This window comes from Cryobacterium lyxosi (genome assembly GCF_004403345.1).
GTDB lineage: Bacteria > Actinomycetota > Actinomycetes > Actinomycetales > Microbacteriaceae > Cryobacterium > Cryobacterium lyxosi.
Window position 1 is genome coordinate 75,964 of the sequence record NZ_SOGT01000016.1, and the last position, 18,836, is coordinate 94,799.

The 18,836-nt window shown below is 65.1% G+C and carries 20 protein-coding genes; 18 read left to right on the plus strand and 2 right to left on the minus strand.

The window, feature by feature from the left end; translation table 11 throughout:
* Positions 1 to 4: 4 nt before the first annotated feature.
* Positions 5 to 2,575 carry a nitrite reductase large subunit NirB gene (gene nirB / locus E3T27_RS15240; RefSeq protein ID WP_174722237.1) on the minus strand — a complete coding sequence of 857 codons (2,571 nt, stop codon included), beginning with the start codon at positions 2,573 to 2,575 and terminating at the stop codon, positions 5 to 7.
* Positions 2,576 to 2,931: 356 nt separating this feature from the next.
* On the opposite strand from nirB, the gene nirD reads away from it, so the two are divergent.
* From nirD to E3T27_RS15285, 9 genes are all read left to right on the plus strand, one after another.
* Positions 2,932 to 3,330: a nitrite reductase small subunit NirD gene (gene nirD, locus E3T27_RS15245; protein WP_233200893.1), complete on the plus strand. Its 399-nt coding sequence runs from the start codon at positions 2,932 to 2,934 to the stop codon at positions 3,328 to 3,330.
* Positions 3,327 to 4,184 carry a sirohydrochlorin chelatase gene (locus E3T27_RS15250; protein ID WP_134573796.1) on the plus strand — a complete coding sequence of 286 codons (858 nt, stop codon included), beginning with the start codon at positions 3,327 to 3,329 and terminating at the stop codon, positions 4,182 to 4,184. The genes nirD and E3T27_RS15250 overlap by 4 nt, the downstream gene beginning before the upstream one ends.
* Positions 4,185 to 4,193: 9 nt before the next feature.
* Complete coding sequence (gene trmD, locus E3T27_RS15255; protein ID WP_104197695.1) at positions 4,194 to 4,904, plus strand: tRNA (guanosine(37)-N1)-methyltransferase TrmD; 711 nt, start codon at positions 4,194 to 4,196, stop codon at positions 4,902 to 4,904.
* Between the two features lie 57 nt (positions 4,905 to 4,961).
* Positions 4,962 to 5,519 (plus strand): MFS transporter, encoded by a 558-nt coding sequence (locus E3T27_RS15260; RefSeq protein WP_134573798.1) that lies wholly within the window; start codon positions 4,962 to 4,964, stop codon positions 5,517 to 5,519.
* A gap of 175 nt (positions 5,520 to 5,694) precedes the next feature.
* Positions 5,695 to 6,036, plus strand: a complete 342-nt coding sequence (gene rplS, locus E3T27_RS15265; protein WP_092108884.1) for a 50S ribosomal protein L19 — start codon at positions 5,695 to 5,697, stop codon at positions 6,034 to 6,036.
* A gap of 79 nt (positions 6,037 to 6,115) precedes the next feature.
* Positions 6,116 to 6,898: a signal peptidase I gene (lepB, locus tag E3T27_RS15270; protein ID WP_104197697.1), complete on the plus strand. Its 783-nt coding sequence runs from the start codon at positions 6,116 to 6,118 to the stop codon at positions 6,896 to 6,898.
* Positions 6,898 to 7,542, plus strand: a complete 645-nt coding sequence (locus E3T27_RS15275) for a ribonuclease HII (protein ID WP_104197698.1) — start codon at positions 6,898 to 6,900, stop codon at positions 7,540 to 7,542. The genes lepB and E3T27_RS15275 overlap by 1 nt, the downstream gene beginning before the upstream one ends.
* Before the next feature lie 12 nt (positions 7,543 to 7,554).
* Positions 7,555 to 7,878 (plus strand): DUF2469 domain-containing protein, encoded by a 324-nt coding sequence (locus E3T27_RS15280; RefSeq protein ID WP_104197699.1) that lies wholly within the window; start codon positions 7,555 to 7,557, stop codon positions 7,876 to 7,878.
* 65 nt (positions 7,879 to 7,943) lie between these two features.
* Positions 7,944 to 9,428 (plus strand): glyceraldehyde-3-phosphate dehydrogenase, encoded by a 1,485-nt coding sequence (locus tag E3T27_RS15285; protein ID WP_104197700.1) that lies wholly within the window; start codon positions 7,944 to 7,946, stop codon positions 9,426 to 9,428.
* Positions 9,429 to 9,501: 73 nt separating this feature from the next.
* On the opposite strand, the gene E3T27_RS15290 is transcribed toward E3T27_RS15285, so the two are convergent.
* Positions 9,502 to 9,945 carry a nitroreductase family deazaflavin-dependent oxidoreductase gene (locus E3T27_RS15290; protein WP_134573800.1) on the minus strand — a complete coding sequence of 148 codons (444 nt, stop codon included), beginning with the start codon at positions 9,943 to 9,945 and terminating at the stop codon, positions 9,502 to 9,504.
* A gap of 39 nt (positions 9,946 to 9,984) precedes the next feature.
* Here E3T27_RS15290 and E3T27_RS15295 point away from each other — a divergent pair, with 39 nt between their 5' ends.
* The 9 genes from E3T27_RS15295 to E3T27_RS15335 all read left to right on the plus strand — a co-directional run bounded on the left by E3T27_RS15295 (position 9,985) and on the right by E3T27_RS15335 (position 18,834).
* Positions 9,985 to 11,124 carry an alcohol dehydrogenase catalytic domain-containing protein gene (locus tag E3T27_RS15295; RefSeq protein ID WP_420898075.1) on the plus strand — a complete coding sequence of 380 codons (1,140 nt, stop codon included), beginning with the start codon at positions 9,985 to 9,987 and terminating at the stop codon, positions 11,122 to 11,124.
* 63 nt (positions 11,125 to 11,187) lie between these two features.
* The gene (locus E3T27_RS15300) at positions 11,188 to 11,604 is read left to right on the plus strand and encodes a YraN family protein (RefSeq protein ID WP_420898076.1); all 417 of its coding nucleotides are present in this window, start codon (positions 11,188 to 11,190) and stop codon (positions 11,602 to 11,604) included.
* Complete coding sequence (locus E3T27_RS15305; RefSeq protein WP_104197702.1) at positions 11,604 to 13,139, plus strand: YifB family Mg chelatase-like AAA ATPase; 1,536 nt, start codon at positions 11,604 to 11,606, stop codon at positions 13,137 to 13,139. The genes E3T27_RS15300 and E3T27_RS15305 overlap by 1 nt, the downstream gene beginning before the upstream one ends.
* Entirely contained in the window at positions 13,136 to 14,005 is an 870-nt protein-coding gene (locus tag E3T27_RS15310; RefSeq protein ID WP_134573802.1) for a DNA-processing protein DprA, read from the plus strand. Before E3T27_RS15305 ends, E3T27_RS15310 begins: the two co-directional genes overlap by 4 nt.
* Positions 14,006 to 14,009: 4 nt before the next feature.
* Entirely contained in the window at positions 14,010 to 15,464 is a 1,455-nt protein-coding gene (locus tag E3T27_RS16670; RefSeq protein ID WP_166786236.1) for a recombinase family protein, read from the plus strand.
* 240 nt (positions 15,465 to 15,704) lie between these two features.
* The gene (locus E3T27_RS15320) at positions 15,705 to 16,220 is read left to right on the plus strand and encodes a hypothetical protein (protein ID WP_134573804.1); all 516 of its coding nucleotides are present in this window, start codon (positions 15,705 to 15,707) and stop codon (positions 16,218 to 16,220) included.
* A 373-nt stretch (positions 16,221 to 16,593) separates the two neighbouring features.
* Positions 16,594 to 17,274, plus strand: a complete 681-nt coding sequence (locus tag E3T27_RS15325) for a recombinase family protein (protein WP_166786237.1) — start codon at positions 16,594 to 16,596, stop codon at positions 17,272 to 17,274.
* A 265-nt stretch (positions 17,275 to 17,539) separates the two neighbouring features.
* Positions 17,540 to 18,259, plus strand: coding sequence for an HIRAN domain-containing protein (locus E3T27_RS15330; RefSeq protein ID WP_166786238.1), 720 nt, complete (start codon positions 17,540 to 17,542; stop codon positions 18,257 to 18,259).
* Between the two features lie 104 nt (positions 18,260 to 18,363).
* Complete coding sequence (locus E3T27_RS15335) at positions 18,364 to 18,834, plus strand: DNA-processing protein DprA (RefSeq protein WP_134573810.1); 471 nt, start codon at positions 18,364 to 18,366, stop codon at positions 18,832 to 18,834.
* The last annotated feature ends 2 nt before the right edge of the window (positions 18,835 to 18,836 follow it).

Here is an 18,836-nt window from a genome sequence, read left to right on the forward strand (position 1 = left end):
CTTCTTACTCTTTTCGAACGGGAATGCGGCTTCCACTTAGTAGAACAGTACTCGACGAGGCTCGCTCGGCCGGGGTAGCGGGTCGGATTTGGTCACGCTCCGTAACGAGAGCGATGCTCGGGTCTGGCTCGGTGGGCGCGTTCACGAAGGATCGGAATCGGCGTAGGCGCTCGGGGTCGGCGAGCGTGGCTGCCCACTCGTCTTCATAATTGTCGACGTGGGCGAGCATGGCCTGCTCGAGTTCCTCGGCCAGTCCGAGTGAGTCGTTGATGACGACGTCGCGCACATGCTCGAGTCCGCCGCCCAGATCTTCCATCCAGCGCGCCGTGCGCTGCATGCGATCGGCCGTTCGAATGTAGTACATCATGTAGCGGTCGATGTACTTGATCAGGGTTTCCTCGTCGAGGTCGGTTGCCAGCAGCTGCCCGTGCGCGGGCTGAAAACCACCGTTGCCGCCAACGTACATGTTCCAGCCGTTATCGCTGGCGATGATGCCCACGTCTTTGGCGCGTGCTTCGGCGCACTCGCGCGCGCAGCCTGACACCCCGAACTTGAATTTGTGCGGGGCGCGCAGGCCGCGATAGCGCAATTCCAGCCGAATCGCGAGCCCCACGGCATCCTGCACCCCGAACCGGCACCAGGTGGACCCGACACAGGACTTCACGTTGCGCAACGACTTGCCGTAGGCCTGGCCGGACTCGAAGCCGGCGTCGACCAGGATGCGCCAGATGTCGGGCAGCTGCTCCAGCCGGGCTCCGAACAGGTCGATCCGTTGCCCGCCGGTGATCTTGGTATACAGGTCGAAGTCCAGCGCGACCTGCGCGATGACGGCGAGTTTGGTGGGCGTGATCTCACCGCCCGGAATGCGCGGAACGACCGAATAGGTGCCGTCCTTTTGCATGTTGGCCATGGCCCGGTCGTTGGTGTCCTGGAGAGTGCCGCGGCCGGCATCGAGAATGTAGGAGGTGTTCTGGCTGGCCAGGATCGAGCCGACAGCGGGCTTGCAGACATCGCAGCCGCGGCCGGTGCCGAAACGGGAAAAGATCTCGTCGCTCGATACGAGCCCGAGCATCCGCACCGAATCGAACAGTTCCTGCCGGCTCAGCTCGAAGTGCTCGCACAGGGCGTGAGAGATCGTTTGACCTGATGCCGTCAACTCGGCCTCAAGGATCTTCTTGACCAGTGGCACGCACGAACCGCACTGGGTTCCGGCCCGCGTGCAGACCTTGAGAGAGCCGAGTTCGGTGCAGGCATCGGTGTGCTCGTCGCCGAGCACGGCGCTTCGCACAGCACCGGCCGAGACCATGTTGCACGAGCAGACCAGGGCGTCGTCGGGTAGTTCGTCGCCACCGGGAACCTCGGCACCGGCTGCGGAGAGGTACGCGGCGGGCTCGCTGCTGAGTTCGCGGCCGACCATCGGTCGCAGGGCCGAGTAAGGCGTGGCGTCGCCGACGAAGATGCCGCCGAGCAGGGTTTTGGCGTCGTCGGTCATGACGAGCTTCTGGTACAGCCCGCGGGCCGGGTCGGCGTAGACGATTTCGAGCGAGCCCGGCGTGCTGGCGAGGGCGTCACCGAAGCTGGCTACGTCGACACCGGAGAGTTTGAGCTTGGTGGCGTCGTCGATGGTCGTGAACTCGGCGCTGCCGCCGAGCAGACGGTCGGCGACGACCTCGGCCATAGCGTTGGCCGGTGCGACGAGGCCGACACAGCGGTCATTCCAGCTGGCAACCTCGCCGATCGCCCAGATGCTGGGGTCGCTCGTTCGGCAGTCGTTTCCGATCGTGATGCCGCCGCGCGCACCAACGGTCAGTCCGGCGGCGCGCGCCAGCTCGTCACGCGGTGAGATGCCGATTGCGTAGACGACCATGTCGGCGGCAATGTCGCGGCCGTTGCCGAGCTGCAGGCCGGTCACCGCGTTGTCGTCGTCGCAGAGGATGGTTCGGGCCCTAGTGCCGAGGTGAAGCTCGATGCCTTGAGCGAGGATGAGCCGACCGAGTGCCTGTCCACCACCCTCGTCGAGCTGAGCCGACATGAGCCAGCCGCCGGAATGCACGATGGCGGATTCCGCGCCGAGCTTGTGCAGTCCGCCGGCCGCTTCGAGGCCGAGCAGACCGCCGCCGGCCACGACGACCTTGGGGGTGCGGCCGAGGGAGACGGTGAGGGCGGCGAGTTCAGCGACGAGGGCGTCGACATCGTCGAGGGTGCGGTAGACCCGAATGTGTTCGCGACCCGGCACCTCGGGTACAGGAGCACTGGATCCGGTGGCGAGCACGAGGTCGTCGTAGTCGAGCACGGCCCCGGTCGACGTAGTGACGGTGTGTGCAACCCGATCGATGCTGGTGGCCCGTTCGTTGATGCGCAGCGCGATGCGCTCACTATCCCACGGTGCCGTGGGCGCAAGGGTGAGGTCGGTCATTCCGGTGAGTCGCTGGCTCAGCGCAACCCGGTCGTATGGCCGGTGGTTCTCCTCGGCCAGCACGACGATCGAGAGGGCGTGCTCAGTATCGCGGGAGTGCAGGGCATCGGTGAGGCGGTGTGCGGCGGGACCGCCACCGATCACGATGACGCGGCGCATAGTCTCCGATTCGACAATGGCGGCATCCGCCGGGCTCACTGTTGTGACGGCGTGTGTCGCGTCCCTAGCGGATGCGGAGGTGTCTGGGACAGAATACGCGGAGGCGGTTTCACGAGAAGCTGGCATCAGCATCCTTTCAAAGCGGGGCAATTGTGAGCGTAGTTCGGGGCAGTTTCCCCCTCGTGTCGCTCGTGTGTCCCGGACTGGTCGAAAGCCCCACAGCGAAGCGCACCTCGTGTGAGGCGGGTTTCACCCGGGGGAAACATGGCGGGCGATCGGTTGAAATATGGCTCGCCTACCGTGGGATCGACGCACAAACGCGACAACCCCAAAAACCAAACCCCTGGGAGCGCACGATGACGATGACACTGGCCGACACCCGCCGTACCGCTGCAGTGACCCGCCCCGCCCTGGTCTGGGAGCGTGCCTGTGCCGTAGCCGATCTGGAACCCAGCTGGGGTGAAGCCGCGCTCATTCGCATGAAACAGATCGCACTGTTCCTGCTCTCACCCACCGAGATCTACGCCGTCGATCACCGTGACCCGCACACCGAGGCCAACGTCATGGCCCGCGGCATCGTCGGTTCCAAGGGCGACCGCCCGACCATCGCCTCGCCACTGCACAAAGAGGTCTACGACCTCGGTACCGGGGAATGCTTCACCAACCCGACACTCGTGCTGAACACCTACGAAACCCGCGTTGTCGGCGGCTATATCGAGGTCGCGGTCGAGTCTGGACTGCGCGAGGCGGCATGACCTTACTCGGCGAACGGGCTCGTGCAGCACAGCACAGCATCGAGTGGCACCGCGCCTCTGGGAGGGGTGCCGAGCGGAGCGGTACCGAGCGGAGCGGTACCGAGCGGAGCGGTGACGAGCGCGCAACGCCGGCACCCGCCGCGCTCGTCGCCATCTCGCACGGCACCAACTCGGCTGACGGCCAGGCCGCCATCGCTGCCCTCGTCGACGCCGTTGCCCTCGCTCATCCCGAACTTGCCGTCAGTGGCGGTTTCGTCGACGTGCAACAGCCGGATGTCGCGGCGAGCCTCGGTGCGGTGCCCCCGGATTCCGCCGCGGTCGTGGTGCCCCTGTTGCTCTCTGCCGGTTACCACGTGCACGTCGACCTGCAACGAGAGACCAGCGCGCATGACCGCGTGACGACCGTGTCACGGGCGCTCGGGCCGGACGACCGACTCATCGACGTTCTCGAACATCGTCTGCGTGCCGACGGGTTCGACACACGGGTCCCCGGGCAGGAGATCGTGCTCGCCGCCGCCGGCTCGAGCGACGCCCGCGCGGTGCACGACTGCCGCACGGTCGGCGCCCTGCTGGAAGAGCGCCTCGGTGTTCGCGTCACCGTCGGCTTTCTCTCTGCGGCCACGCCCCGGCTGGCCTGTGCCGTCACCGGTGCCAGACTGCGCAGCGAACACGTGACCGTGAGTACCTATCTCATGGCGCCCGGATTCTTCTTCGACTTGACGCGCGTCCAGAGCGTGGGCGCCGAACTGGTGACGGCTCCGCTGCTGCTGCCGGGCGAAACGGCCCCCGCTGCTCTGGTTGACGTGGTCGTCGACCGGTACCGCGAGGCGAAAGAGCAGGCCCAGATCTTCTAGAATTTGACCATGCGCATCGATATCGTCACCATTTTTCCCGAATTCTTCGATGTGCTCGATCTGTCGCTACTCGGCAAGGCCCGCCAAAGCGGCTTGATCGAGTTGGGCGTGCACAACCTGCGCGACCACACCCACGACCGGCACCATTCCGTCGACGACACCCCGTATGGTGGCGGCGCCGGCATGGTCATGAAGCCGGAGCCCTGGGGCGACGCCCTCGATGCCATCCTCGGCACTGACCCTGCACCAGTCGACGACGGCCCCATCGTCATCTTTCCCTCGCCGGCGGGGGATCAATTCACCCAGCGGATGGCCCGTGAGCTCTCGCTCGAGCAACACCTCGTGTTCGGATGCGGTCGCTACGAGGGCATCGACCAGCGTGTCGTCGATCACTACTCGCAGCGCGGCCGGGTACGGCTTGTGAGTCTCGGCGACTATGTGCTCAACGGGGGAGAGGTCGCCGTCATGGCCATGATCGAAGCGATCGGCCGGCTCATTCCCGGCGTTGTCGGCAACCCGGAAAGCCTCGTCGAAGAATCCCACGAAGACGGCCTGCTCGAATACCCCAGCTACACCAAGCCCGCCAGCTGGCGCGGCCTCGACGTTCCGCCGGTGTTACGAAGCGGCAACCATGGCGCCATCAGTACCTGGCGCCACCAGCAGCAAATCGAACGCACCGAACGGGTACGGCCCGACCTTCTGCCGCGCACACTCTCGTAACTTCAGCCTCCAGCGAACGCCAAGGCCAGTGTCAGCCCCCATCGCTAGGCTGATCCTGTGATCATCCGCCGCGCCTTCTACCACTGGCAATTCATTGCCGCCGGAGCCCTGCCGCTCTGGCTTCTCGTCGGGTCTGCGATTTTTGGATCGGGCGCGTGGGCGGTGCTGGGCATCTTCTTCGGAGCTGTTCTTATCGGCCTCGGGCTGTTGCTCGTCGCTCTCGTCATCTACGCGCGTAAAGACGTGCGCGAAACCCGGGCGCTCTCCTACGCCGACGTCGGCGTGCTGACCCTCTGGCACGCGCTCATCATCGCCATTCCTTTTTCAACGGATGCCGCCGGCTGGCTGAGCGTACTCGTCATCATCGGGGGCCTCGGCGTATTCTGGTTTGTTGTCTGGGAGCTGTTCGACGCAGCCCGACGCCGGGTCCTGGCGATGGTCGACCTGGTGGAGCAGCAGGCGAACGGGCAATCTGCCCCGTCCTCGTCCTCGTCCACGGCCCCGCACCCGCTGCCGAACAGGCCACGCCCCCACGAGACTAAAACAGCACCGACCTTTGGCCGAAGCGCCAAGCCAGAGGTCATCGTCATCGAAGAAAAGCGCGATCGAACCTGACTCGTCGGGGCCCGCTTTGCAACGGGTGCCACTTCATGGCAGAATAAGTCCTCGTGCCGCTGCAGGACTCTGCCACAGGGGAACCTGCTCGTTGCGGCGCACATCCTCATACTGATTGCTTCGATTGAAGCACCTAGCGTAGTCGACCTGTGGCGGGTACAGAGAGCGAAACAACATGCATATTCTCGACGCGGTAGACGCCCCATCGCTGAAGAAGGATCTTCCTGACTTCCGTGCCGGCGACACCGTCAAGGTTCACGTCAACATCATTGAGGGAACCCGCTCTCGTATCCAGGTCTTCCAGGGAGTCGTCATCGGCCGCTCCGGCGAAGGCGTGCGCGAAACGTTCTGCGTTCGCAAGGTCAGCTTTCAGATCGGTGTCGAGCGTACCTTCCCGGTACACTCCCCGGTCATCGACCACATCGAGATCGTGACCCGCGGCGATGTCCGTCGCGCCAAGCTGTACTACCTGCGCGACCTGCGTGGCAAGAAGGCCAAGATCAAGGAAAAGCGCTAACTTTCGCGCTTCCCCACGATCCACGCGGATTCTTCTGAGCTCCCCATCACCTAAACTGATGGGGAGCTCAGGCGGTTAAATGACAGATGAAGTGCTCGCCTCCAGGTCCGATCGTCGGGTATCAGGGTCGAAGAAATCTCGAAGCACGACGGCGCCCAGCAAAAAGCGCAGCGTCTTGCTGTTCATCCGCGACCTCCTCATCATTTTCGTGGTGGCATTGCTCATCTCGTTTTTGATCAAGACATTTCTGATCCGGTCGTTCTACATCCCCTCCGGGTCGATGATGAACACGCTGCAGGTCGACGATCGCATCATCGTGAATCAGCTCGAACCCGAGTTGATCCCGATCTCCCACGGCGACGTCATCGTGTTCAAAGACCCGGGCGGATGGCTGCTCCCGCAGGCGGAGATCGTGCAAAATCCGATCGTCGCCGGCGCTGACTGGCTCCTGTCTGTCGTGGGCCTGTCCGCGCCCGACAGCAACGACCACCTGATCAAACGGGTGATCGGACTACCCGGCGACCACGTCGTCTGCTGCAACGCCCTCGGCCAGATGAGCATCAACGATGTTCCGCTGGACGAATCCGCCTATGTGCTGTTGCCGGCCGGTGAAACCAAGGTCTCCAAGGATGACTTCGATGTCACGATCCCGGGCGGCTCACTCTGGATGATGGGCGACAACCGTTACAACTCCAAAGACTCCCGCTACAACGGTGACACGGTCGGTAAGGGGTACGTCCCGGTCGACAACGTCGTCGGTCGCGCGCTCGTCGTGAGCTGGCCGTTGGCGCACTGGGCGTGGCTCGACGACTACCCCGACGTGTTCCGCGACGTGGAGCAAGCCGACAAAGGCTCCGAGTAGTGGCAGTGTCCGACCCCACCCTCGAGGTGGAGTTCGACCTGCTGCGCACCGGCGCACACTTTGTGATCGGCTGTGACGAAGTGGGTCGCGGCGCCCTCGCCGGACCGGTGGCTGTCGGATTCGCCGCGGTGAACGCATCCGTTTTGACCATGCCCGCGGGACTTCGCGACTCGAAGATGCTCAGTGAACCGCGCCGGGAACTGCTCGCACCGCTCGCCGTTGCCTGGGCGACATACTCGGCCGTGGGGCTCGCCTCGGCGGCCGAGGTCGATGAGTTGGGAATCATCGCTTGCCTCGGGCTGGCCGGTAAGCGTGCGTTGGCCGAGCTATATGCGCAGGGTGTCGATGTGGCCGGCAGTATCGTCTTGCTCGACGGCAGCGATGACTGGCTGAACAAGGCGCTGGCCACCCCGTTGAGCGTCGTGACGCGGATCAAAGCCGACCGGGACTGCGGGTCGGTGGCGGCGGCATCCGTTATCGCCAAGGTGCACCGCGACCGCCTCATGATCGCCGCGCATGACGACGCGCCCGGGTACGGCTGGGCCTCGAACAAAGGTTATGGCAGCGCCGCGCACATGAGCGCGATCGAGATGCTCGGGCCGAGCCCCTTACACCGCAAATCGTGGCTCAAAATCTCAGCGTAAGATGAGGTCACCATGGAAGAAGACGAAATCGAGGACTACGACCGCGAGGTCGAGTTGGCCCTGTACCGGGAATATCGCGACGTGGTTGGCCAATTCCAGTACGTCGTCGAAACCGAACGCCGCTTCTATCTCGCCAACGAGGTCGACTTGGTTCGCCGGGACACGGAACACGATTTCTACTTCGAACTGACCATGAAGGATGTCTGGGTCTGGGACGTCTACCGCTCGGACCGATTCGTGAAATCGGTGCGTGTGCTGACTTTCAAAGACGTCAACGTGGAAGAACTCGCGTCGAAAGACTTTGAACTTCCCAAGGAACTTGCACTCGACGAATAAGCAATGACTCCGGGGCCTCGGGTGGCCGGACTAACTAACCAACGATGGTTTAGGAAGGCAACCCTGTGATCCAGGACGCTGATCGTGCCCGTGCAACGTGGAGTAATCGCGAGGCTCTCGCTGAGGCGATGATCCCCCTGATCGGGCGCCTCTACCGGGACCACACCGTCGTGACGAGCGTCTACGGTCGCGGCCTGGTCAACAAGTCGGTCGTGGGCCTGCTCAAAGCACACCGGTTCGCCCGCCATATAGCGGATGTCGAGCTTCCGCTCGAAGAGACCCTGCCGATTCTGCAGACTATCGACGGCCTCAACCTCGGAGCAGCGTCGATCGACCTCGCCCGGCTCGCCCTCGGCTTTCGGCACCAAAATGGGCGCGTCACCCTGGAGGAATACCTGCGCGGTGAACTCGCCGACGTTGTCGGCCAGCACGGACTCGACGATCGCACCAGTACCGACGTCGTGCTCTACGGCTTCGGTCGCATCGGCCGGCTGCTGGCCCGCATCCTGATCGAACATGGCGGCGGCGGCCAGGGACTGCGCCTGCGTGCGATCGTCGTGCGCCGTGGTTCCGCCAACGACCTGGTGAAACGTGCCAGTCTGCTGCGCCGCGACTCGGTGCACGGCCCGTTCGAGGGCACGATCACCATCGATGAGGAGAATGACACCATCCTCGCCAATGGCACGCTCATCCAGGTGATCTACTCCGCTGACCCGGCCAGTGTCGATTACACGCGTTACGGCATCCACGACGCCATCGTTGTCGACAACACGGGCAAATGGCGCGACGAAGAAGGCCTGTCGCAGCACCTCACGTGCCCCGGCATTGCCCGGGTTCTCTTGACCGCGCCGGGCAAGGGCGCGCTGAAGAACATCGTGCACGGCATCAACCACACAGACATTCTGGCCAGCGACCGAATTATCACCGCAGCGTCCTGCACCACGAACGCGATCACCCCGGTGCTCAAAGCCATCAACGACCGCTACGGCATCATCGACGGTCACGTCGAAACGGTGCACTCGTTCACCAACGATCAGAACCTCATCGATAATTTCCACTCCGGCGATCGCCGCGGCCGCTCCGCCGCGCTCAATATGGTCATCACCGAGACCGGAGCGGCCAAGGCCGTTGCCAAGGCCCTGCCCGAACTCGCCGGTAAACTCACCGGCAACGCTATCCGCGTACCCACCCCCGACGTGTCGATGGCCATCCTCAACCTCAACCTCACCCTCGCGACGGATAAGGACGAGCTCAACTCGTACCTCCGCACCATGTCGCTGCACTCCTCGCTGCACCGCCAGATCGACTACATCGACTCGCCCGAAGTGGTCTCGAGCGACTTCCTCGGCTCGCGTCGCGCCGGGATCGTCGACGGGCTGGCCACCATCGTCACCGACCAGAAGGCCGTGCTCTACGTCTGGTACGACAACGAATACGGCTACAGCTGCCAGGTCATCCGAGTGCTCGAAGAGATGTCCGGCGTGCACGCGCCCGCCTTCCCAGCCATCCTCGCCGCCGAAACCCTCGAGCCGGTCGCCGAACCGGTGTGATCTGGACGGGGCCCCGTCCACGGGCCCAGTCTATAAACTGGGCCCGCGTTCCGGGCCCGGGCCCCGTCCGCGATTAAACGCGCGGTTCGCAGATGACCACGGGGATATCACGGTCGGTTTTTCCTTGGTAGGCACCGTAACCGGGGTAGGCCGCCACGATGCGCGGCCACAGCTCGGCTTTCTCAGCGGATGACGCGGTGCGCGCCCGAAACGGGCGCGTCACGCCCCGAATGGTCAGGTCCACGGCGGGCTCGGCGACGAGGTTGAGGTACCAGAACGGATGCCGGTGGTCACCGCCCTTCGACGCGACGAGCACGTACTTTCCGTCCTCGTGCACGGGCGCCGTCAGCAGCGTCGACCGACGCTGCCCGCTACTTCGGCCGGTCGTGTGCAGTTCGACCGTCTGCATGGTGCCGATGGTCCAGCCGAGGCGTCCGCCCGACAGGCCCAGCACCATGCGGTGCACACCGTTCATCGTTCGCATGCCGAAGTCGGTCACCCGGTCGCGCATAGTCATACGCCCAGCGTATGCCTTGGTGGGCGTTAGGTTGGAAGAATGATTCCAGCAACGATGCTCAGCGCGATCCTTCGCGAATCCGGTTCTACGCGCCCCTACGCCGACAGCCGCCCGCTCACGCTCGAGCAGATTCCGGTGCCTGCTCCGCGCGCCGGTGAGGTGCTGGTGCGCATCGAGCGGGCCAGTCTTTGCCACTCCGACCTCTCGGTCGTTGACGGCTCACGCGTTCGGCCCCTGCCGATGGCGCTCGGACACGAGGCTGCCGGCACAGTGAGCGCCCTCGGTGACGGCGTCGATGATCTGGCCGTCGGCGACCGGGTCGTGCTCGTCTTCGTGCCGAGCTGCGGCAACTGCCGAGCCTGTCTGGCTGGACGTCCCGCACTCTGTCACCGCGGCGCCGAGGCCAACGGAAGCGGCGACCTGCTGCACGGCTCGGCCGTGCTGGCGAGCGGCGACGGGGAGCGGATCAACCACCACCTCGGCGTCTCCGCTTTCTCCCAGTACGCCGTCGTGGCCCGCGAATCCGTCGTCGCCATCGACTCGGATGTTCCCTTCGACATCGCCGCCATGTTCGGCTGCGCGGCCCTTACCGGTATCGGCGCCGTGCTCAACACCGGCGCCCTCGCTCCCGGCCAGTCGGTGATCGTGTTCGGACTCGGCGCGGTTGGCCTGATGGCCGTCATGGCCGCCGCCCAGATGGCTGGCACCACCGTCATTGCGATCGATCCGCTGCCCGATAAACGGGCGCTGGCCCTCCGCTGCGGTGCCCACCACGCCGGGTCGCCCGACCAGGCGGCCGAGCTCGTGCGCCAACACGCGGGCGACGGCGTCGACCTCGCCATCGAAGCGGTCGGCAGCGCCCGGGTGATGGAGGCAAGCCTCGCCCTGCTCACCCGGGGCGGCGCCCTCGTCTCGGTCGGTCTGCCACACCCCGAACAGACCCTCACCACGCCAGCGCTGCAGTTCGCTGGGATGGGCCGGCGGCTGCTCGGCTCCTACATGGGTGACTCGGTTCCAAGCCGCGATATTCCGGCCTACCTGCAGCTGTGGCGCGACGGCCGGCTGCCCGTCGAGCTGCTGCACACCGACACCCGACCGCTCAGCGACCTCAATGAGAGCCTCGACGCCCTCGTGGCCGGCGAGGTCGTGCGTCGCCTGTTCGTCATGCACGCCGAGTAGCGTCCTCCGCAGAGTTCCTTACAGCGTCCTCCACAGCCGCCGGGGGCGCGCCCTTGTCCACCAATGCGGCGACGGTCCGGCCGGGGCGTGGCCGACCGGCCACTCTGGTTCTCGGAGGCACTCGTGGCGCGCAAAGACGAACTCGGCAAACTCGGCGAAGATCAGGCCGCACGCTTTCTGCAGGGCGCCGGCTACACGATCCTGACCCGCAATTGGCGCTGCTCAGAGGGGGAGATCGACCTCGTCGTGCAACAGGGCGCTGCCGTTGTGTTCGTCGAGGTGAAGACGCGCAGCAGCGTGAGCTTCGGACATCCGTTTGAGGCCATCACTGTCAAAAAACTGGCCCGGATGCGCCGCCTTGCCGCCGCTTGGTGCGTACAGGCCGAGCGCTGGCCGCGCCAGATCCGGCTCGACGTCATCGCGGTGATCGCCCCGGTCGGCCGCGAACCGGTCATCGAACACCTCGAGGGCGTGTTCTGATGGGCATCGCCCGCACCCACGCCGTAGCGCTGCTTGGACTGACCGGGGCGCTCATCGAGGTCGAGGCCGACATCTCGGCGCAACTGCCCGGCATGATCTTGATCGGCCTGCCCGATGCGGCACTCGCACAGGCTACCCAGCGGGTGCGTGCTGCGGCCACCAACAGCGGATGCCCGCTCACCGTTCACCGCCTCACCATCAATCTGTCGCCTGCCGCGTTGCCCAAGCATGGCGCCGGCTTCGACCTCGCGATTGCCCTGGCTTGCCTCGCCGCCGACAGCACCGTTTCCGCAAAATCGGTCGGTCAGGTCGTGCACTTCGGCGAGCTCGCCCTCGACGGTAGGCTCCGGCCGACGCTGGGCATTCTTCCGGGTGTGATGACCGCGGCTCGCCTCGGTCACACAACGGTGATGGTGCCGATCGGCAACGAGGCTGAAGCACGACTCGTGCCCAATATTCACGTCATCGGTGTCGCATCATTGCGTGACGCGGCGATCTTCCACGGCGCCACATTGCCGCCCATACCGGTTGAGCCCATCCTGGCAGCGACCGTGCCGGCCAGCCTGGCCGCCGAACCCGATCTGGCAGACGTGATCGGCAACGACGACGCCATTCTGGCCCTGCAGATAGCCGCTGCGGGCGGGCACCACGTGTTTCTGCTCGGCCCGCCCGGAGCCGGAAAAACCATGCTCGCGGCCCGGCTACCCGGCCTGCTACCCGACCTCGACCCAGCGAGCTCCCTCGAGGTCAGTTCCCTCCGCTCGCTCAGCGGCCTCGGATTGGGCGGAGCCCTGATCACCCGACCGCCGTGGGAGGCGCCACATCACACGGCGACCGCTGCGGCCATGGTCGGCGGTGGCAATGGACAGATTCGGCCAGGTGCCGCGTCGCAGGCCTCGCACGGCGTTCTCTTTCTCGACGAGGCCCCCGAATTCGCTTCCCCGGTGCTCGACGCCCTGCGCCAGCCCCTCGAATCCGGCTGGATCAGCATTCACCGCGCCAACGCCGTCGCGCATTTTCCGGCCCGGTTTCAACTGGTGATGGCAGCAAACCCCTGCCCCTGCGGGCAGTACGGCGCGGGAGACCTCAGTTGCACGTGCCCGCCCAACACACGCCGCCGTTACCTTGCTCGCATCTCCGGGCCACTGCTGGACCGCATCGACATTCAGCTCAATGTCAAGCGCATCACCGCCGCACAGCTGCGCGTCGCCACCGGTACGCAGCGGATGACGAGCGTCACCGCCCGAAAGCGTGTGGTCGCCGCCCGTGCGGCGGCGGCCGAACGGCTCGGCAGCACCCCCTGGACCCTGAACTCCCAGGTTCCGGGCCCGTGGCTGCGCGGCGCATCGACTCGACTGGCTGCGAGCACCACCGCGGGCCTCGACCGGGCGCTCGAACGCGGCGGAATCACCATGCGCGGCTACGACCGGGTTCTGCGCGTCGCCTGGACCCTGGCCGACTACGACGGCCTCACCATTCCCGGCCCCGACCAAATTGGCCACGCCCTCTACCTACGCAAAGGAATGACATCATGACGCTGTTCGGCCTCGACGAGATCCGGGTAAGCGAGCTCACCGCAGGCGTGCGCGGTGGCATTTCGGTCGACACCGCAGCAACGCCCGGCGAGGTATTCGCCCGCGCTGCCTGGTCGGGCATCGCCGAACCTGGTGATGGCACGGCCGGCCTGCTCGTGGCCAGCCTCGGCGCGAGTGTGGCCTTGACAGCCATCCTCGAGGCCTGGAGCCCCGTGCGCATCGGTGCGCTCGTGCGCGACGTGCTGGCCGATGAGCCGGGCGCGCCTGATGTCGTCTTCGCCACCAGTCCCAGCTCCGATACCTCCGAAGTGGATGCCGACACGAGCGCCGAGCTGGAACAGGCCCTCGACGCCGGGCTCCAACGCTGGCGGCCGCGGCTCAACTCGGGGGATGTCATCCGTTCGCTGCAGCAGGCGGCCCGTATCGACGCCCGGCTACTGCTGGCCACGGACACCCTCTGGCCCGCGGCGATCGATGACCTGGAGCAGCATGCGCCACTGGCGCTGTGGTGGCGCGGGGTGCCCGGCGCGCTGGCCGCGCTGCCCAACTCGATCGCTCTGGTCGGGGCCCGGGCAGCCACCGGCTATGGCGAGCACATCGCCATGGAGGCCTCGGCCGGGCTCGTCGACCGTGGTTTCGCCGTGGTGTCCGGGGCCGCCTACGGCATCGACGGAATGGCCCACCGCGCGGCACTGGCCAGTGACGGCATTACCGTGGCCTTTCTTGCCGGGGGAGTCGACCGGTTCTACCCGAGTGGCCACGACTCCCTGCTCACCCGCATCGTGGCTGCCGGGGCCGTTCTCTCCGAGCTGCCCTGCGGCGCGGCCCCCACGAAATGGCGCTTTCTGCAACGCAACTTACAATAGGTATATGTTTACACGCACTCGCGCCGCCGTCTATCTGCGCATTAGTCGCGATGACCTTGCCACCGGTCTCGCCGTCGAGCGCCAGCGCGAGGACTGCCTACGCATCGTCACAGAGCGCGGCTGGTCTCTGGTCGGCGAACCATACGTTGATAATGCCGTGAGTGCTTCTAAGCGCACGACCCGCCGCCCGGCTTACGAGAGCATGAGCGCGGCGTTCGAAGCGGGAGAGTTCGACGCATTGGTCTGCTGGGACCTCGACCGCCTGACGCGCCAGCCGCGCCAGCTAGAGGACTGGATCGAAGCCGCCGAGGGACGCGGCCTGATTCTCGTTACGGCGAACGGCGAGGCGGACCTCGCAACGGATGACGGGCGCTTGTTCGCCCGCATCAAGGCGTCGGTGGCGCGCGCCGAGATCGAACGCAAGGGTGCCCGGCAGAAACGGGCCAACGAGCAACGCCTGAAGATGGGGAAGCCTGCGCCCGGACGGCGCCGCTACGGCTACGAGTCAGACGGGCTCACGCCCCGCGAGTCGGAGGCCACGCACGTCCGGCGCATGTTCGAGCACGTCGCGTCCGGCGGCACACTCCGTTCCATGTCTCAGGCACTGAAGGCCGAAGGTGTCGACCCGGCGCCGGGCAAGCAATGGGGGCCGGGCCGCGTCCGCTATATCCTCAAAAATCCAAGCTATGGCGGGCAGGTTCGCCACCTCGGCGAGTCGCTGCCCTCGGCGACGCTGACGCCGATTGTCGCGGCGGCGCTCGCCGAGGAGGTCCGGGCGATCCTCGCCGACGATGCGCGGCGAACCACGCCCGGCCCCACGCCGCGCTACCTCGGCTCCTCTATGGCGACGTGTGGCGTTCAGGGGTGTGGCGCGGCCCTGGTAAACCGTTCCGGGGGCTACATGTGCCGGGAGAACACGGCGCACGTCTATATCAAGCGGCACCTGCTCGACGCACGCATTCGTCGCGAGGTGGCGCTCGCGTTCCTGTCTACCGGCCGCGACCTATTCGCCGATGCCCGATCCGGCGCTGTAGCCCCCTTGATAGCCGCCCTGCACAGGAATGACGAGATCGCGCGGTCCGCAAGCGACGACCGCGATGAGGGACTATTGTCGGCGCCTGTTGCTCGCGCGAAGCTAATGCAGCTACGTGACGAACGGCTAGATATTGAGTCCAGGCTCGAACGAGCGCGCAACGACCGTTCAGCGTCGTCATCGCTCGCCGAGGTCGCCCGCGAAGTGCTCGGCGACGACGCCCGCGAGGTGTCTTTCGGTGAGTTTTTCGGTCCCATGCTCGACACAGTCACAGCCCGTTTCGAGGCGCTCGATCTCGACCGGCAGCGCTCCACGGCTCGTGCGCTACTTGAGATTTCACTGTTCAAGGGGCGCGGACGTGAGCGTGTCCAGGTCTGGCACAGAGTCGCCGACATGCTGAATCCGCACGCCGAGTCGGGCGATTGACGCCGAGATGGCCCCATTGGGGTCTCTACGGCCCCTGATAAGGATTAGGGCGCCTTAGGTGCTCCAGCCGCATACGTGCGCATTTCGGCCCTTAGGCTGCTCAATGGCCGCACAGGGCCTCCTGTGGGTTCCTGTCCCCGCTCGATGCTCGCTACGCTCTCTCCGCATATGGGGCACAACTGACCGAAACGCCTGACGTCGCGTGTATCGTTCGAGGTCACTAGCAAACAAGGGGATGACATGAGTGAAGAGACCATAACCGTCGATAACAGCGACGCGATTTCGGAGAAAAAGCCTTGGGGGCAGGTAAGTAACGATCCGGATGGCTTGACCGCGTCGGACGTGCGCCCGAAAGATTCGGCGCTTGACAGTCTCATGGACTTCGTCGTCGGTTCTAATGATGAAGGGGGCGGCGTCATCGGTATCGCCCTGAGTCTCAATGGTTCTTTCGTCAGTGGCACTCTCATCGGCGAGCAGAATTGGCGGAAAGGCACCGTCGATATCTTCAGGAACAACGACGCTGAGCCTATGGCCCAGGGTCTCGAAAACGTCTTGGGCAATGAAGCGGAAAGGCTTCACGAGTTCTCGGAAAGTCGTCGAAGCGCTGAACTCCTTGGACTGACCCGGCGCTTCATTCATCTGAAAGACGCTCGGGTGTACGCCCCCGGCGTCCAGTTCAATTCAGGGTATTGGCGCGGCAGCCTGGCCGACGTCTCTGGCTGGTCTCTTGGCAGCCACCACGAGGCGACCAGCTAAAACCGTCGGCGGTCACTTCCTGATAGCACGAAGACGTCCGTGCGTTCGGCGAGCGCCGTCGCAACAACCGAGGGGGCTCTCGCACGCCGAAAAGGCGAGGCGGGGGCCTTTTCTGTGCGCCGGAGTGGCTGCTGGGATCGAAAAGGTGACGAAGTGACGGAAGTTACCCCATTCCCCATTACCTTTATAGCTTTTCTCTCTCTTTAAAAAGAACTGTAAATATGCCTTAGTTTCGTCACTTCGTCACCGGTAACTAATTTCGGGCAATCCTGAGCAGCTTCGCCACACCTGGCCACTCCGATTTCCTATCTTGCCCTGCGAGCGCTGTCCCATACATGTTTGCAGACAAATATAGATGCCTTACGGTTGGGACATGCCAAAAACCCCCATCGCTCAGCCGCTCGCGCTCCTCTACGTGCGCGTTTCCACTGGTCGACAGGCCAAGACGGGTCACAGCGTGGACTCGCAGCCCGCAATCCTGCGCGCCGCCGCCGAGAAGGCCGGTTACGCCGTCGAGGTCATTAGCGAGACGGGCTCAGGCCGCAATACTGCGCGCCCGGCGCTCGCCGCGGCTATGGCGCGACTCAAATCGGGCGCCGCGAGCGCCCTATACGCCGTCGACATCGACCGGCTCGCCCGCAGCACTCAGCACCTGCTTGAAATCGCCGCCGAGTCGAAAAAGCAAGGTTGGCGGCTTGTGGTCACCTCAACCGACGCCGATACGGACACCCACGCGGGCATGATGTTCTTTACGATGGTCGCCGCGTTCGCGCAATATGAATCCGGCATGATCTCGCAGCGCGTCAAGCGCCAGCACGAGGCACGCCGAGACCGGGGCGTTGTGTGGGGCAAGGACGAGGGGCGGCGTTCGGCGCTTCCGGCGGCCACTGTCGCCCGCATCCTCGCCCTCCGCGTTGAGGGGCTGAGCCTGCAAGCCATCGCCAACACTCTTACCGTCGAGGGCGTAGCGACGGTGGCAGGTGGCAAGTGGCATCCATCCACCGTCGGGCAGACGCTGAACAGTCCGGCAAACCGCGCACCCGCCGCTGCCTAACAGGCTCCTCCCGCGCTGGCCTCGGCCCGGCGGGCTGACAAGGGTGGGGAGGGACTCCTAGGGTGCCCCTCGCAGAATGCCGACAAGGCATAGCGCCAGACTGTTAGCGCGAGACTGAGGCATTTCAGCGCATTACCTCGGCGAGCGCGCCAGGATGCCCATAGGCATGGCCTACTCCGCCCGAACACGGTCTATTGCTGACCAAGAGAGGCCCGTACGCTGAAAGCCTGCACAACCGGGGGGTAAATTGATGGAAGTATTTTTCGTGCTGTTGGTCGTCTTCTTGGTAGTCTTCCTCTACTTCTTATTTACGGGTACGCCCAAGGGCACGAAGCCCCGACCTCCTACTCAGCCGAGCGCGCCTCCGAAAAGGTCTGCGCCTAGTAACGGCGGGGGCGCTGGGTACGTCAGAAAGAACCTCGCCCACCTGCCTCCGCAGCGCTCGGCGCGAGCGACCCCTGAAAAAGCGTCGATAGACCCGTCGATCTATCTCCACAGCGACAAGTGGGATGAACTGCTGGTGCCTGACGATCAAGGAATGCCCAATCTGTATCTCCAACGGCACAGCGACGAGCTGTGGCTAACCGAGGCCACGACAGGTCTTCTCGTCAACGTGGGAAACAGGCGTCTTCGCCGTATGGGCATCTGGACGGTGAAGGTCCGCGGCGTCAACTATCACGAGGCGGCCGTTCGGCGAGGTGCATTCCAGCCTGGGGCCCCCGTCCGCCTACTGCGGGAACCTGGGAACGAGTATGACAAGAACGCAGTCGCCGTGTACGCGGCGGAGGCCGACGAACAGTGCGGCTACTTCAATAAGGCGATGGCCGCCGGAATGGCCAAGGTCATCGACTCAGGCGCACCATTGCACGCGATCTCGCTCGCCGGGGGGTCGCCGGGCGCCCTCACCGAACACGGGCTCAACATCAAGGTCTTGGCGGCGTCTCCCGAGATAGTCGCCCACCTCTTCCGGAGAAGACCGATTTAGGGCGCCCGCATAGGCGCTGTTCGCGAGCGAGTCGTGCTTAGCGGTGATTCGGTCAACAGTCTGCCCGTTTACACGCCCTCCGTAGATGCATCTATTAGAGTTTCCTGCAAAGAAACAGATTGATCGCCGCGGCGAGTGCAGCAACGATCGTGTTGGAAGCCGGCTGGCGGTCGGGCTCGCTCAACACAGCCGGGCATGCGTCGGCGCTGGGTCGGCCGCTCGGCGCCGTGCCCGGGCCGATCACGAGCCCCACCTCGGCTGGCTGCCATCGCCTCATTCGCGAATTCGCCGCGGTGTGCGTAACCAACCCGACCGAGATGGCCGAGCTGGTTGGTGAGCGGTCGATCCAGGTGCCCCTGGATTTTTCCGACACTGATGCTGGCCCGGGCCCGATACCCCGCACGAGCGATCAGGTGCGCGTGTTCGACGCCCTGAGCGGTCGCTCGCCCCGCACGGTTGCTGATTTGTCACGCCGTGCCGGGCTCTCGACGTCGGCCGTGCGCGGCGCCCTCGGCGGCCTCGATCTCGATGGGGCAGCCCAGGAGCGGGAGGCCGGGTGGGTGCGCCGGCTGTAAAT